Origin of the sequence: Parapedobacter koreensis (assembly GCF_900109365.1) — a bacterium.
Lineage (GTDB): Bacteria > Bacteroidota > Bacteroidia > Sphingobacteriales > Sphingobacteriaceae > Parapedobacter > Parapedobacter koreensis.
Genome location: NZ_FNZR01000002.1, coordinates 253,439 through 268,194 on the forward strand (window position 1 = coordinate 253,439; position 14,756 = coordinate 268,194).

17 protein-coding genes are annotated in these 14,756 nt (G+C 42.3%); 4 read left to right on the top strand and 13 right to left on the bottom strand.

Annotated elements, in window-relative coordinates; genetic code table 11:
* Positions 1–2: 2 nt before the first annotated feature.
* The 5 genes from BMW65_RS05245 to rplU all read right to left on the bottom strand — a co-directional run bounded on the left by BMW65_RS05245 (position 3) and on the right by rplU (position 3,378).
* Entirely contained in the window at positions 3–701 is a 699-nt protein-coding gene (locus tag BMW65_RS05245; protein WP_090603357.1) for a TolC family protein, read from the bottom strand.
* A gap of 159 nt (positions 702–860) precedes the next feature.
* A complete protein-coding gene (locus BMW65_RS05250) occupies positions 861–1,940 on the bottom strand; it encodes a sugar transferase (protein ID WP_090603359.1) in 1,080 nt (359 codons plus the stop codon).
* Positions 1,941–1,958: 18 nt separating this feature from the next.
* Positions 1,959–2,336, bottom strand: coding sequence for a response regulator (locus BMW65_RS05255; protein ID WP_090603360.1), 378 nt, complete (start codon positions 2,334–2,336; stop codon positions 1,959–1,961).
* A 244-nt stretch (positions 2,337–2,580) separates the two neighbouring features.
* Positions 2,581–3,009 (bottom strand): 50S ribosomal protein L27, encoded by a 429-nt coding sequence (rpmA, locus tag BMW65_RS05260; RefSeq protein WP_090603362.1) that lies wholly within the window; start codon positions 3,007–3,009, stop codon positions 2,581–2,583.
* A 57-nt stretch (positions 3,010–3,066) separates the two neighbouring features.
* Entirely contained in the window at positions 3,067–3,378 is a 312-nt protein-coding gene (gene rplU, locus BMW65_RS05265; RefSeq protein ID WP_090603364.1) for a 50S ribosomal protein L21, read from the bottom strand.
* Between the two features lie 191 nt (positions 3,379–3,569).
* On the opposite strand from rplU, the gene rpsF reads away from it, so the two are divergent.
* From rpsF to rplI, 3 genes are read left to right on the top strand one after another with little or no spacing between them, the layout of a single operon-like run.
* The gene (gene rpsF / locus BMW65_RS05270; RefSeq protein WP_090603365.1) at positions 3,570–3,941 is read left to right on the top strand and encodes a 30S ribosomal protein S6; all 372 of its coding nucleotides are present in this window, start codon (positions 3,570–3,572) and stop codon (positions 3,939–3,941) included.
* Entirely contained in the window at positions 3,941–4,204 is a 264-nt protein-coding gene (rpsR, locus tag BMW65_RS05275; RefSeq protein WP_079716629.1) for a 30S ribosomal protein S18, read from the top strand. Before rpsF ends, rpsR begins: the two co-directional genes overlap by 1 nt.
* Before the next feature lie 13 nt (positions 4,205–4,217).
* The gene (gene rplI / locus BMW65_RS05280; RefSeq protein WP_090603367.1) at positions 4,218–4,661 is read left to right on the top strand and encodes a 50S ribosomal protein L9; all 444 of its coding nucleotides are present in this window, start codon (positions 4,218–4,220) and stop codon (positions 4,659–4,661) included.
* A gap of 108 nt (positions 4,662–4,769) precedes the next feature.
* Here the strand turns inward: rplI and BMW65_RS05285 are convergent, their stop codons facing one another.
* The 4 genes from BMW65_RS05285 to BMW65_RS05300 form a co-directional block, all read right to left on the bottom strand.
* Positions 4,770–5,129: a hypothetical protein gene (locus BMW65_RS05285; RefSeq protein ID WP_090603369.1), complete on the bottom strand. Its 360-nt coding sequence runs from the start codon at positions 5,127–5,129 to the stop codon at positions 4,770–4,772.
* 111 nt (positions 5,130–5,240) lie between these two features.
* The gene (locus BMW65_RS05290) at positions 5,241–5,909 is read right to left on the bottom strand and encodes a hypothetical protein (RefSeq protein ID WP_090603370.1); all 669 of its coding nucleotides are present in this window, start codon (positions 5,907–5,909) and stop codon (positions 5,241–5,243) included.
* Between the two features lie 69 nt (positions 5,910–5,978).
* Complete coding sequence (locus tag BMW65_RS05295) at positions 5,979–7,442, bottom strand: RagB/SusD family nutrient uptake outer membrane protein (protein WP_090603372.1); 1,464 nt, start codon at positions 7,440–7,442, stop codon at positions 5,979–5,981.
* A gap of 11 nt (positions 7,443–7,453) precedes the next feature.
* Positions 7,454–10,591 carry a SusC/RagA family TonB-linked outer membrane protein gene (locus BMW65_RS05300; RefSeq protein WP_090603374.1) on the bottom strand — a complete coding sequence of 1,046 codons (3,138 nt, stop codon included), beginning with the start codon at positions 10,589–10,591 and terminating at the stop codon, positions 7,454–7,456.
* Positions 10,592–11,100: 509 nt separating this feature from the next.
* On the opposite strand from BMW65_RS05300, the gene BMW65_RS05305 reads away from it, so the two are divergent.
* Positions 11,101–11,370, top strand: a complete 270-nt coding sequence (locus BMW65_RS05305; protein ID WP_143053815.1) for a LapA family protein — start codon at positions 11,101–11,103, stop codon at positions 11,368–11,370.
* Here the strand turns inward: BMW65_RS05305 and porY are convergent.
* From porY to BMW65_RS05325, 4 genes are all read right to left on the bottom strand, one after another.
* A complete protein-coding gene (gene porY / locus BMW65_RS05310; RefSeq protein ID WP_090603377.1) occupies positions 11,358–12,638 on the bottom strand; it encodes a PorY family sensor histidine kinase in 1,281 nt (426 codons plus the stop codon). The two genes, BMW65_RS05305 and porY, sit on opposite strands and share 13 nt — an antisense overlap.
* A complete protein-coding gene (locus BMW65_RS05315) occupies positions 12,639–13,313 on the bottom strand; it encodes a response regulator transcription factor (RefSeq protein ID WP_090603379.1) in 675 nt (224 codons plus the stop codon). It abuts the gene before it with no gap.
* Between the two features lie 64 nt (positions 13,314–13,377).
* Positions 13,378–13,809, bottom strand: a complete 432-nt coding sequence (locus BMW65_RS05320; RefSeq protein ID WP_090603381.1) for a hypothetical protein — start codon at positions 13,807–13,809, stop codon at positions 13,378–13,380.
* A gap of 59 nt (positions 13,810–13,868) precedes the next feature.
* Positions 13,869–14,750, bottom strand: coding sequence for a bifunctional 5,10-methylenetetrahydrofolate dehydrogenase/5,10-methenyltetrahydrofolate cyclohydrolase (locus BMW65_RS05325; RefSeq protein ID WP_090604248.1), 882 nt, complete (start codon positions 14,748–14,750; stop codon positions 13,869–13,871).
* Between the last annotated feature and the right edge of the window lie 6 nt (positions 14,751–14,756).

Here is a 14,756-nt window from a genome sequence, read left to right on the forward strand (position 1 = left end):
TTTTATTTGACATCCGTTAACTTTACCCCGATAATCTCCTCTAACGCATCCTTAGCCTTTAAAAAGTTAATTTCCGTTTGTGCGAGGGACAAGCCAGCTTGCGTAGCGCCTCCCTTTCGCATATTGTAGTCCTCAAGTTCTATTTCACCGAGTTCATACTGCTCCCGGGCACTTTCCAGCATGAATTTGCTGTCTTGCGCTTCTTGATTTTTCACCTTTAAGTCATTCAGGATTAACACATAGTTATAATACCGGGTCTTCACCTCAATTTCAAGGACTGTTTGGTAATTTTTCGTTTCCAACATGGCAACTTCATATTGCGCTTTTGCCTGTTTTACCGTATAGGGTTTCTGAAAAAATAAACCGGGGCTTAAAACAACACCGAACTGAAACCCTGAAAGAATCAACGAAACGTTGTTAGTGCCTGGAGATGAAGAAGCCAAATAGCTTTCAGCAGGGCTATAGAAATAAGATGCTTGGATCAAATCCAGGTAGGATATTTTAGCAGCTGAAACCGCAGCTTTACTCCGTTCTCCCTGAATTTTCATAATTTGATTCCTTGGGTAATTCTTTTTTGCCAAGTCAATCAGTTTTTCTAAATATTCATAATTTATCTCACCCATAATAGACTCTTGGGCAGATAACTTTTGATGTCCAACCAATAATGAAACAAGTAAAACAGTGAAAATTGCCTTTTTCATAGATTATGATTAAAAAATGTTTTTACAAAGTAGCAAACGTTTGAATCTAATTCTAGCTCAACGAAATGACCAAACAAAAGTGAAATTAATTATGATGAATTTTATTATATTTCGAGCACTATATTTCATCTTGTAGTAATACGTCTACGAAATCCTTCATCATACCCGTTCGCTCTGAATCATTGCGGGAATGGTCAATAGCATAATCCTTAAATCCATCGAAAAGGAATAATACTGAGCATATTGATTGTCGAGTTGTCTACGTTCGGCATCCGACATCTCACTTTTCCCCCGCTTACTGACCTGCCACAACCCGGTAATGCCAGCCGGGCCCAAAAAGCGCATGGCCCATTCGTCAGAGGTGAGCATTTGCGCCTCGTACAAGGGCAACGGCCGATTTCCGACCAACGACATATCCCCTTTCAATACGTTGAAAAGCTGCGGTAATTCATCGAGGCTCGTTTTCCTAAGAAACGCTCCCAGCCTGGTCACACGCGGATCGTTTTTTATTTTGATAAAAGCTGACTGTCCGTTATACTGATTTAAGACAGCCAGTTTGTCCAGTTCTTTATCCGCATTGACTTTCATGGATCGGAATTTATAAAAATCAAAAATTTTATATCCCGAACCGGCACGTTTACTTTTATAGAATATCGGACCTTTCGAATCCAGCTTTATCAATACCATGACGATTAAAAAAACCGGGGAAAACAAAACGATCAAAATACTGCTTACCAACACGTCAAATAATCGTTTCATGAACGGCGTTTTATACTCCTTGGTCTTGCTTGCCCTATGGTCGGGCAGCAACGGCTTATTTGTGATCAACTTGAACTTGAAAATGAAGAACAGCCGTTCACGAATATTCTGCGCATTAAATGGATAGAAGTAGATATCATCTACATAAGGCCTAAACGTTTGCGAAATGACTTCCTTGTTGTTCTTAAACCCTAACAATACAACGCTTATCCCACGGGTGATTGGCGACGTTTTTAGTTCAACAATAAATGAATAGATCTCGGCAATATTATCTTCAATTTCCAGGATGACCACATCGGGGATAAAAAACAAGGACTGGTGGTGCAAATGGCTTCTCAGCGACGTCAAGCTATCAAAAAGGGTGATGTCTACATATTCGCCAAAATCGCTGTACAGCTCGTCGGCAAACTTCCCACCAAAATATGCAGCAGAAATCGTTATGAAGTTGTGCTGTTGTCTAAGTTCTTTCAATAAATCCATAGGTGGTAGAATATGATTTTAATAGGCGTTAGTATTAAATGTCTCAGCAATCGCTTGTTTTAAAATGATTGGATCAAACGGCTTACGAAGGCATTTATCGACAGCATAAGGCAGACCATTCAGCTCTTCATTGATATTTTCAGACGCAGATAAGACAATAACGGGAATGTCGCAGTAAAAACCGCTTACTTTTAAACATTTGAGGAAGGATTTACCGTCCAAATGGGGCATCACCCAATCCATAATTATCAAATCCGGAATCCGATGGGCTTCCAACAAAAGGAACGCTTCATACCCATTGCCCGCGATTCGCAAATCAAAGTCTTTTGAAAGCAAAAAATACAACAACCGTTGAATCGTGGGTTCATCTTCTACCAGAAGTATCTGTTTTTTCATATGCTGAGTGCCTTCGTTCAATCTTATGAAACAAATCTCAATGTTTTTTATGAAATTAAAACAGATAAATCGTACAATTTCAACCGTTTGTAGTTAATCCACTACAATTACAAAGGGGGTACGAAAAAAATCGAAATCGACAGGGGTTCCGCGTAGGATGCGCGGCTTCGGTTAGGGTCGCATAAACGCAAAAAACCACGGGCATCATACCCGTGGTCTTTATTCTTAATGACTAAGCGTTACTTTACGCTTGGTCTTCGGTAGCAACCGCTTCGCTTGCAGCGGCAGGTTTTGCTTTCTTGGCTGCTTTAGCGGGTTTCTCTGCCGCTTCTTCATCCGCTTTAGCCACAACTTCAGCTTCTTTGGTAGCCACTTGTTGTTCTACCGGCTTCGGCTGATCTGCCACAACGGCTTCCTTCTCAAAAGGTACAACCGATACGTACGACTTGTTGTTCGCCTTCTTGCGAAACACCACCTTGCCATCGATTAATGCAAACAACGTATGATCTTTGCCTATACCGACGTTTACATCCGGATGGTGTTTAGTACCACGCTGACGAACGATAATATTTCCCGCAATAGCCTGTTGGCCACCAAATATTTTTATCCCTAAACGTTTGCTATGTGACTCACGGCCGTTCTTCGAACTACCAGCACCTTTTTTATGCGCCATGTCTTACTTCGTTTATTAGTTAAAGGCAAAAGCCTAAGTTAAACAATCCTTCCTAAATTATAATGAAATACCCGTAATCTCAATTTTAGTGAATTGTTGACGGTGTCCGTTTTTCTTTTTGTATCCCTTGCGGCGTTTCTTTTTGAAAACGATCACCTTATCACCTTTTAAATGTGACAAAATCTTAGCTGAAACCTTGGCTCCTTCCAACGTAGGGGCACCTATGGTAAATTTACCATCATTTTCTGCTAACAATACATTGTCAAATTCAATACTAGCGCCCTCATCTCCCTGCAAACGGTGCACGAAGAGCTGTTGGTCTTTTGCAACTTTAAATTGCTGTCCGGCTATATTTACTATTGCGTACATTGTTAATGGATTAATAATTAAATTGTCTCTAAAATTCGAAGCGCAAAGGTAATGCTTTATTTCTAATATTCAAATTTTCCCCTGAAAAATTATACGAATACCCCTTTGATATCAAAAACTTTATGTATAAATTTGCAGCCCGTTTCAAGACGGAGTGATTTATTAATTTTTCTATTTTTTAAACGAAAAGTATGCAACAGTACGAAACCGTTATTATTCTTACCCCGTTGCTTTCAGAGGAAGTTTCAAAGGAAGTCATTGCAAAATTCCGGAGCATCCTTACCGAAGGCGGAGCCGAAATTGTCCATGAGGACAATTGGGGTTTGAAAAAGCTTGCGTATCCGATTGAGAAAAAAACAACCGGATTTTATCACCTTATCGAATTCAAGGCTCCAGGTGAATTGATTAGTAAACTGGAAATTGAATACAAGCGTGATGAGCGAGTGATGCGTTTCCTATCCATCAAATTAGACAAACATGCCATTGCCTACAATGAGAAAAAACGCAGTGGTGCTTTCAACAAGAAGGCCGAAACGCCTAAAACAGAGGAGGTAGCAAACTAATGGCAAACGAACAAATTCAATACGTAACTGCCCCCAAGGTAGAGGACAATCGTAAAAAGTATTGCCGTTTCAAGAAAAATGGCATTAAATACATCGACTACAAGGATGCCAACTTCCTGTTGAAATTTGTCAATGACCAAGGCAAGGTATTGCCCCGTCGGCTTACCGGCACATCATTGAAATTTCAGCGTAAGGTAGCGCAAGCAGTAAAACGCGCACGCCACATCGGCTTGTTGCCTTATGTCACAGATTCACTAAAATAGGGAGGGAAACGACATGGAAGTAATTTTAAAGCAAGACATCAAAAAGCTGGGCGAAAAGGACGATGTTGTCACCGTAAAGCCTGGATATGGGCGCAACTACCTCATCCCACAGGGATTCGCGGTATTGGCTACTTCTTCTGCGAAAAAAGTGTTGGCTGAAAATATCCGCCAGGCACAATTCAAGCAGGAAAAAATCAAAAAGGATGCGACAGAATTGGCCAACAGACTGGAAGGTATAAAACTGACCATTGGTGCCAAAGCTGGCGAAACCGGAAAAATCTTTGGTTCAGTAAATAGCATCCAATTAGCAGAAGCATTGAAAAAACAAGGTTTTGACGTGGATCGCCGCCGCATCACCTTCGAACAAGATCCCAAAGTATTGGGTGAATATGTAGCTAACCTCAACTTGCACAAGGAAGTAAAGGTACAACTGCCGTTTGAAGTAGTGGCTGAGTAGGGCGAGAGTGTAGTCCAGAATTATCGTAAACGTTTAAAAGCCGTCTCAAGATAATGAGGCGGCTTTTCTATTTTCTCAGGGCTTTGATACTTCGCCGTGCGCTAAGCACTACATAGGTGTAAGTTCGTATTCGTCAAAATAATAAGTAGCACCTACATTGCCCACTGTAATAAAGCCCGTCATTGTGACAATTGTACCACTTTGATTCCACCCAAAAGAGACATTATAATTAACGACGTAATCATCGGGATCTGCGGATAGCACTTCGAAATAAAACGAGGTTACTTCTCCTCCTGCAACGCGATAATACACCTCTATGGATATAGCATCAACGATTATCCGATGCATCAAAAATGCCTGTTGTTGCAAATCAACTGTCTTATGCAACGGTTTCATTTCTTCACTTTTCGCAAGTGAAATTGAAGCCATACCTAGTATGGTGATCAATAAAAATACACTTTTTTTCATTACTTCTATTTTAAATTTTGGCAAACAAATTTATCTTATTGGTAAGGTAGTTTAAGTGTGTGGAATACAATAAGCATTATGGCAAACTATTAGCGATCTTCTATTACATGATCAAAGGGTATTATAAAACGTTACAACATTTCCCCAATCTTTTTCATCTTTTAAGTTCAATCGTTTGTCTGCAATATATTGAGTTACTTCACTTTGTTTATCTTTAAAGACCTCTGATAGCATTCTTTTATTTAATTTAACTTCAGTCAGTTGACCGCCTTTATAAACAAAATATTTAGTAGAAGGAACAACATTACGAATGGTCTTGGCTGACCCGTACTGTTTTTCGTCCATCAATACTTTTTTTACTTTCTTCAATAGATACACATCACCTGACGCCAAAATTTGGTGGAATCCCGTTTTATTAGAAGAAAACTGAGTTGAAAATAAAACAGAATCGCCGCTGTTACCATCAACGTAAATGACAAACGATTTGACTGGCTTCATAAACATTTGACTTATTCCTTTATGATTTTGGAATATCAACCTGTCTTCTACCTCATCATATTTTAGTTGGACATTTTTATATTCGGTGTCATTATCAAGCGTTACGTTTCCTGTCTTCCAATCTTCAAATAGAAAGGGCGAACCCTTAACGTCCAAGTAACTCTCGCCTGTCAACGGTTTACCGCCAACCGGATCGGCAGAAATAGCTATTTGGCAATACCCCTTAAATAAAGACAAGGTAATTGCAAAAGCTAAACAACATTTAACAATAACGGCATTCATAATTTATCGTTTATAAAGAAAGAAATAAGGCCGTTTTTTGACGGCCTTATTCTCTCTAATTGAAAAATTTTAGTCACCAATGGCCGGATTAGTCTGCCTTTCCAAAATAGGAATGGGGAAAACATATCGGTTATCCGTTGGTGGTATTGCACTTCCTGCGCCAACAGACTCATGAGGCAATCCCCTTCTTGCGGCATCATTCGCCCTGAATCCTTCCGCCATTAATTCAATGCGACGCTCAACAAGAATGGCTTCAATCAACTCGTCACGGCTTAATGTACCGAACTCGTACGCAGCGTCAGAACGATGATGGACAGCTTCTAACAAAGCTTTTGCGCGATTTACGTCACCTACTTCTGCCTCTGCCTCCGCAACGTTCAACAACACTTCGGCATACCTAATGATGGGCACATAATCGACAAATGGAGAAACGCCAGCAAATTTAGTAAAATAAGTGCCTCTTGGTTCCACACCGATAAACTCGGTACGGCGATCATCATTTTCTCCCCATTGTGGATTTGTAAATATGCCCGGTGATGAGGTATTGACGGTATACTCCAAATTACCATTACCAATATTATAGTATAAGCCAAGTTGGTTCTGTCCTCCTGGATTGTTGGTAGCCGCCATGGGGAATGAGAAAATGGACTCCGCCGTAAGATAAGGAGCACTAAACACCGATGTGATATCAGGTTGTAGTCGATGCGAAATCCCCGACGGAGCAATGAAAGGTGCAGATGTAGGAACTAATCTGTTACCTTCGGTAATCACACCAGCATAATCTCCTTTTGCCAGCAGTACCCGTACTTTTAAAGCAATCGCAGCATTTACATGCGCCCTGGTAACATTCTTCTCATCATCATTATAGTCTGCTGGAAGACTACCGATCGCAGCATCTAAATCCGCCAATATTTGGTTGTAAACCTCACCTACCGAGCTTGGTGCCAACTCATTATTGTCAGAGCCCGTTTCTGGTTGTAGGCGCAACGGCAATCCCCGAGATTGCCCATTGTCAAGGACAAAAGGCTTAGCAAATATCTGTACCAACCCAAAATAGCACAACGCCCGGATAAATTTAGCCTCACCAACAAATTGGCTCACCAAGGCTCCGTCCAATCCGGAAGTATTTGCCTCTAATCCAGCAATCGCAATATTGGCCTTATTGATTGTTAGATAGCCATGATTCCAAAAATCGGCAATATAGGTATCCGACGCATCATTTGTAAATTGATACGTACTATAACCGGTAACAACGTTGGTAGTCCGGTTAAGAAACTCTTCGCCTTTGATATCGTTATAAATCAGATACCTGCCACCAAATAACCGCCCATGCTTTGCTCCGAGATATAGACCTGATATCGCTGCTTCCGCACGCTCCGGTGTTTCAAATATCACTACGTCTGAGATATCAAGCTCCGGCTCGGCCACCAAAAAGTCCTCACTGCAGGAGGAAATGGATAATAACAAGGGGATAGACAAAAACGCTATTTTCTTGCCTAAATATCCTTTTGCTTTATAATTTAATAAGTTCATTTTTCCAAGATTTAAAAACCAATGTTAACGCCAAATGTGAAAGCCCGTCCTTGAGGAATGGTATTCCGTTCAATACCCGACCCCAAATTATCGCCACCATTGGATGAAATTTCAGGGTCTACACCCGTGTAATTCGTCAAGATAAAGGCATTATTTACGGAAGCATAAATCCGCGCTGAGTTAATTCCGGAGTTACCAAACAACGTTGTCGGCAGTCGATAGCCTACCGTTGCGGTCTGCAACCGGAGAAAATCCCCTTTCTCAATGTTTGAATCGATTAACCAAGCTGATCCATTCGAAACATTATCACCCCATACGGCCATCGGAATATCTGTTTGTTGCCCTATCGCCGTCCATGCATTCAATACTTCTACTGAATTGTTCCATACACGTTGGTCCAACAATCCGGCACGTGATCCGTTATAAATATAATTTCCGCCCGAAAACGTGAAATTTAATGCCAAATCAAAATTCTTATATTGGAAGGAGTTGTTAAAACCTCCCGACCAAGTAGGGATAGTTCCCCCAAGAACCACAGGTGTGGTATTCGGAGCAACGGCAGGGCTGCCATCAAGGTAGGTCCACGCGCTAGCTCCACCAAGATGTAAATATTGAACTTGCTCACCATCGCCATTGAGGAAAATTTGGCGACCGTTTTCAGGATTAACCCCCACTACCCTTACGCCATACAAGCTGGCAGCGGAATGCCCTGTCACAGTAACATTGGATAATTCAAGTCCACCAGTCGAAAAAGCTAACTGTTGCCCAGTTACCAACGAAGTTACTTCGTTCTTAATCAAACCAAGATTCAAGTTCGTTGTCCAACGGAAGTTCTCCTTGGAGATAGGAGATGCTGAGACAGAAAATTCCCAACCCCTGTTGTACATTGAACCAACGTTCGCCCGAATTTCGTTATTGGGAATCCCTTTGGATGGAGCTTGTGGAACATCCAAGATCATATTATCAATGTCTTTATTGAACCAGTTGGCCTCCACAATTATTTTATCATTAAACAATCCGATATCTACTCCAATATTGGTTTGTTGACTGGTTTCCCAGCTAAGGTTCGAGTTGCCTGCCCGGTTAAATGCCCAAGTAGGGGCTCCTCCATAAATCCCGGAACCATACGTAGAATATTCGTTGTATGCACCGACATTGCCGTTACCTACACGGCCCCAGCTTGCCTTGAACCTTAAATTAGATACCGTTTCGGAAAGTGACGAATTCTTATAAAATTCCTCCTGGGAAATACCCCATGCAACCGAAGCTCCACCAAAATTACCCCATTGGTTACCACGTGCTAAACCAGAGTTGCCATCACGACGGAAATTACCGCTGATAAAATACTTGTTCGCGTAGTTATAACTTGCAATAGCTATATATGCCATATAGGACAATTGCGTAATGCCATTGCCGGATGCATTGTTAATATTATAGGTTCCTTGGAATTGATTAAAAAACGGATCGATTAATCCCTGGCGGTTAGCACCCCAATTTTGAGTCCGTTGCTTTTGCGCATCCGTACTTAACGATACATTGAGGTTGTGTATACCATTGAAGCTTTTTTGATACTGCAAGGTGTTAATCCAGTTCCAGTTGTTAGCTCGTGTATTCCTGTTAGTCGCACTACCATTGGGGCTGTATCCATCTCCATTAATTGGATTCCAGAACTGTATGTCTTCCGTCAAACGAAAATCCCACGTATATGACGTCCGGAAGGATAACCCTTCAGCAAGTTGCACCTCTGCACCCAAGTTAGCAAATAAACGGTTGTTCTCGGAAGAGTTTTTGTCTTCTTTGATGAGTACTTCCGGATTAGCAAACTGGAGACTTGTTTGATTTGCTCCCCAGCCTATCGATGCATTTTGCACGTTGTAACTACCATCTTCGTTATATGGGCCAACGTTGGGAGCCTGTGCCACTGCAATACGTCCCAAACCAGAAGAATTAAATGCCGATCCAGGGTCAGAACCACTATTCGGTGATTTATTCATTGAATTGGTATAACTTACATTTCCCAAGAATTTGAGCCAATTCGTCACCTTGTGGTCAACATTAAATCGCGCCGATTTGCGTTGGAAGCTGTTTTCCCGCAAAAAGCCATCCTGATCGGTTATACCCGCTGAAAAATAATAAACGGTCTTGTCTCCACCTCCAGAAACGGTCACATTGTGGTTTTGGGAATAAGCAGTGCGATACACTAAATCCTGCCAATCCGTATCTATCAGATTACCGTTAGCATCATAACTGGGTTGAAATGCATTACGCGGCGGAAGAGAAGCGCTCGGGTTAATCTCATACGCTCTGTCAATTGCTGCATTCTTATGATCCATATACTGCTGGGCGTTGAGCACCTCAGGCAAACGTACAGCGTTGTTAATACCAAACCACCCGTCGTAGGTAACCCTAGCTTCTCCTGCTTTTCCCCGTTTAGTAGTAATCAACAATACACCTGCAGCTGCCCTCGATCCGTAAATCGCGGCAGAAGCCGCATCTTTCAGAATGTCAATGGATTCAATATCTGAAGGATTGATGTCGGCCAAAGGGTTATTAGTCGCTGAATTTGGTGACACATCGTTTGTTGAAATAGGTATCCCATCTACAACAACCAACGGAAACGAGCTCAGCGTCAAAGAGCTTAATCCACGTACCCTGATTACAGGGGGATTGTTTAACAGACCGTTAGGTTGAACGATGTTCACACCCGCCGCCTGCCCAGTCAATCCCTGACTAAAGCTTTGCAATGGCCGGTCAGCAACAGCTGCTCCAGAAACTCTTGCCGTTGAACCGGTGATTTCGGACCTCCGTTGTGTTCCGTAACCCGTAACCACCACTTCACTTAACGCCGTGGCATCCGTTGCCAAGGCCACGGTAATGTTTGTATTCGAGCCCAAGGATACCGTTTGAGAGATATATCCAAGGTAACGAAACTCAAGGGAGGTTACGGAAGATGGGACGTCTATCGTAAACGTACCCAAATCATCTGTCTGTGCAGCAATATTGGCACCAACAGCCAACACGGACACGCCGGCGATTGGGTTTCCATCTTCCTCAGCAGTCACTCTACCGCTGATTCTTCTGTCTTGGGCATACGCTGACCCGATCAGCAATATACCCAACATAAAGAAACATAGTAATCTTTGTTTCATGTGTTTGTGAATTTGGTTAAAAAATTAGAAAATTAGAAAATTAAAAGAATGTTACAAAGCTCAAATCCTATCGCTATCGGATTATACCTGTAACATATCTACTCACCCGGTTTAATAATAAGTGAATAAAACCTTAGTTGAAAAAATGTCTTAAAAGCTGTAATTAATGTTGTCATGGTTGATATTTATCCTTCCAAACATTGCCTTCTCTTACATTCTTAACGCACCTTTAACTAACCACAAAAATATGGCATGGAATCATTTGGTAATTGATTGCACAAATAAAACGTCAATCAATACGAACAAATCAAATTAATAAAAAAGCCAATACAGTGTAATTAATAAGGTGCTTTATGTGTGTCTTAATTCTATCGCTGCGTCAAAAATACAATGTTCAACCATATAAACAAATTTTTATAAAAAAAATGTTAAAAAAAGTTAACCATTTATTAGCACTGCCCATAAAGATTTTAGTACTTTCGTTCATAAAATCTCCCAAAAAAGCGAACATGAGCGCAAAAACGATTTTTATTGTCATCATTACCGTCTTGGTGACGGTAATTCTCATGAAAAATATGGATGAGGTCAATTTTTGGATATTCGGCACACGGTCTATCCCTAAGTTAGCGGTATTGGGTGTCATGTTTTTCATCGGAGCTGTGGTCGGGTTTTTGCTTGGCCGCCCGCGGAAGAAACAACATCAAACAACCCAATACACTGACCCCACTTTCGAGGTAAACAAGCCATTGGATCCAGCCGACGAGGATTATATCAATTGACGAGTTGAAAAGACAATGCGATGCATCCCGCCATCATAGCGGTATGCCACATTAGCTTGATAGCGCTGTGCAATCGCTTTTACAATGGCTAAGCCAAGCCCCGTAGAGGAAGGATAATCAGTCGATCGATAAAAACGGGTAAATATTTTTTCCGGTTCCAAGGCTTGCGCTTTTCCCGTATTGGCTATTTCAAAACCATTAGTTGTCACCGTAATATCAATACGCCCCTCTTCATGGTTATGTACAATGGCATTTTTCAATAAATTCGAGATCAAAACATCGGCCAGGTCTACATTGAAAAGCAGTTTCAACCGGGCTTGTTCGGCTACCGCTAAGTTAATGCGTTTGTACTGCAACAGCTCGCTAAAATCTTCGATCTGTTGCTGTAGGCGCACATTGAAGTCCACATACTCTTCTTTGGAAAATTGTTTGTTTTCAATTTTTGAAAGCAATAGCAACGATTTATTGAGCCTGGTCATCCGTTCGAGATGCTGGATGGCATTGGCCAGCAACTGTGCTTGGGTATCCTCCCCTTGGATTTGTTCCAGCAGCAACTCCAGCTTATTGAGTGAAATCGCCAAGGGCGTCTGCAGCTCATGGGATGCATTTTCGATAAAATGCTTTTGGTTTTGGAAGACGGCAATATTGGCTTTCAGCAGTTCGGCCACCGTATTATTCATATCCCGGAATTCGCTTACCTTGGTTTGCGGTGGATTGAAAACCTTATCTTCCCCAAGTCTAAATCCCCTCAACTCATGTTGCAATTGATAAAAAGGCCGCCAGATTTTCCGGAGTACCCAATTGTTGATGATAAACGCACTGGCTATGACCGCCAGGTAAAGCCAAAGCAAAGCATGCAGCAAATCAGCCACCAAATCGTCCTCCTCCACCATGGAAGCAATGATTTTCAATTCATAATACCGATTGTCATCCGTAGAAAAATAGGTGGTAAGCATGCGCACCAATTCAAACTCCTCTTCATACTCCATATACATAGCCGTATCCTTGAACACTTCGGTGGCCCGCAATGCGTTTTCCCGTTCAATGGGCCGTATGGCGTAATTGCTTTCCCCGAAGTTTCTTTTGTTTAACAATGTCGTGTCTTGCCGGGCTTTTTTTATGATGAGGATTTTATAGTTGGCGATACCATCATCGATGCTGTCGTATACCTCATCCATCATGCTGAAATAAAAAATCACCGCCCATATGCTCAAGATAAAAACCAGCGAAGCCGATAAGTATAATAGTGTATGGTTGAGCAATTTCATCTATACGGTCAACTTATAGCCTACACCATATATGGCCTGGATTTCCAGGTTTGCACCATAGTTTTTCAATTTTTTGCGTAGGTTCTTAATTTGGGAATATATAAAATCGAAATTGTCCGCGTTGTCCATATGATCGCCCCACACATGCTCAGCCAAAGCAGATTTATGGATAAGTCGGTTTTTATTAACCACAAAAAAAGCGAGTATATCAAATTCCTTACGATTCAAGTGGATATCAATGCCATCAATGGTGAGCACCCTGCCATCGAAATCCAATTCCATGTTATTCAATGTGACTACATTGCGGCCACCCAAAGCTTTCCTGCGCAATACGGCTTTGATGCGGGCATTCAGCTCAGCCAAGTGGAAGGGCTTGGTCAGGTAATCATCAGCCCCGAGTTCCAAGCCTTCCAGCTTATCGTCCAAGGAGTCCTTGGCCGAAATGATGATCACATTATCCCGTTTTCTTTTCGATTTGAGTGCTTTAAGCAGATTAAGCCCGTCTCCGTCGGGCAACCCGACATCCAGCAAAATGCAATCATAGTCATACAACGAAACCTTCTCCATGGCCGAATGAAAATCAACGGCTGCCTCGACAATGTATTGTTCTTTAGACAAAAACTGGACAATATTGTCTCTTAAACCTTGTTCGTCTTCTATAATGAGCAGTTTCATACTAAAAAAAACCCATGGGCGGTATGGCCCATGGGTGATGTGGTACGATCAATCGCTTGATAAGTCAATTTTTCTTTTTCAGATCTTCCTTTACCTCGCTGGCAGCTTTATTCACCTCATCGCCCACTTTCTTCGCTGCGTTCTTGATATCCTGGGAGGCGGCTTTGGAAGCTTCCTTTACTTCCTCCTTGGCACTTTGCACCCCTGCTTTTATTCCCTCTTTGGCCTCATCGAAAGTTGACTTGGTGTCTTCTCCCACTTCTTCCGCTTTGGCCCCGATTTCGTCACCAGCTTTTTCGATGCTATCGATCGCCGAATCAATCTCCTCCCCTACGGTATGGTCATGGCCCTCGTGGTCATGATCGTGTCCATCATGACTATGATCATGCTCCGAATGATCATGGTCATGCGAATCGGCACCTGATTGGCTGTTATTGCAAGCCGCAAAAGCCAGCGCCCCAGCGAATAAGGCTGCGAATGCTATTTTCTTCATCATCTTATAGCTATTAAATGTTTTCACTACTACCCGCAATATTTGTACCAACTGTTTATCAACTAGTTGTAAACGCTTTTCTTTGCCGCCTCCAATGTGTTTTTCAACAAGCCTACAATGGTCATCAGCCCTACTCCACCCGGTACCGGCGTGATCCATGATGACCGGGGAGCAACTTGTTCAAAGTCTACATCGCCATATAGTTTATAGCCTGATTTTGTTTCGTTACTGATCTCACGGTTGATTCCCACGTCAATGACGATTGCGCCTTCCTTGACCATATCGGCTGTGATAAAATGTTTCTTGCCAATAGCCGCCACGATGATATCGGCACGCAGGATTTCTTCCTTGATATTTTTGGTACGGCTATGGGTCAATGTCACGGTACAGTTGCCGGGATTGGTATTGCGGGCAAGCAGGATGCTCATCGGGCTGCCGACGATATTACTCCGCCCGACCACCACGGCATGCATACCTGTTGTATTGATACCATAATACTCCAGCATCAATAAAATGCCGTAAGGCGTGGCGGGAATAAAACACGGTAAGTTGCGCTGCATGCGGCCGAGGTTTATGGGATGGAAGCCATCCACATCCTTCCGATAGTCAATAGCTTCCGTCACCCGATCGGGGTCAATGTGTTTTGGCAACGGCAATTGCACAATCATGCCGTCCACCCGTTCATCCGCATTAAGTTCCTTGATTTTGTCAATCAGCGCCTCCTCGGAAATATCGGCCGGATAATGAATATTGGTCGATTCAAAACCCACGAGTTCGCAATTGCGCATCTTGCTGGCCACGTATGTTTCACTCGCGCCATCATTTCCCACGAGAATTGCCACCAAATGCGGCCGTCTTCCTGTTGACGCTAAAAAAGCTGCCGACTCTTCTTTAATGTCTTCTTTTATTTTTGCTGATACCAGCTTTCCATCGAGTAATTTCATATTTAT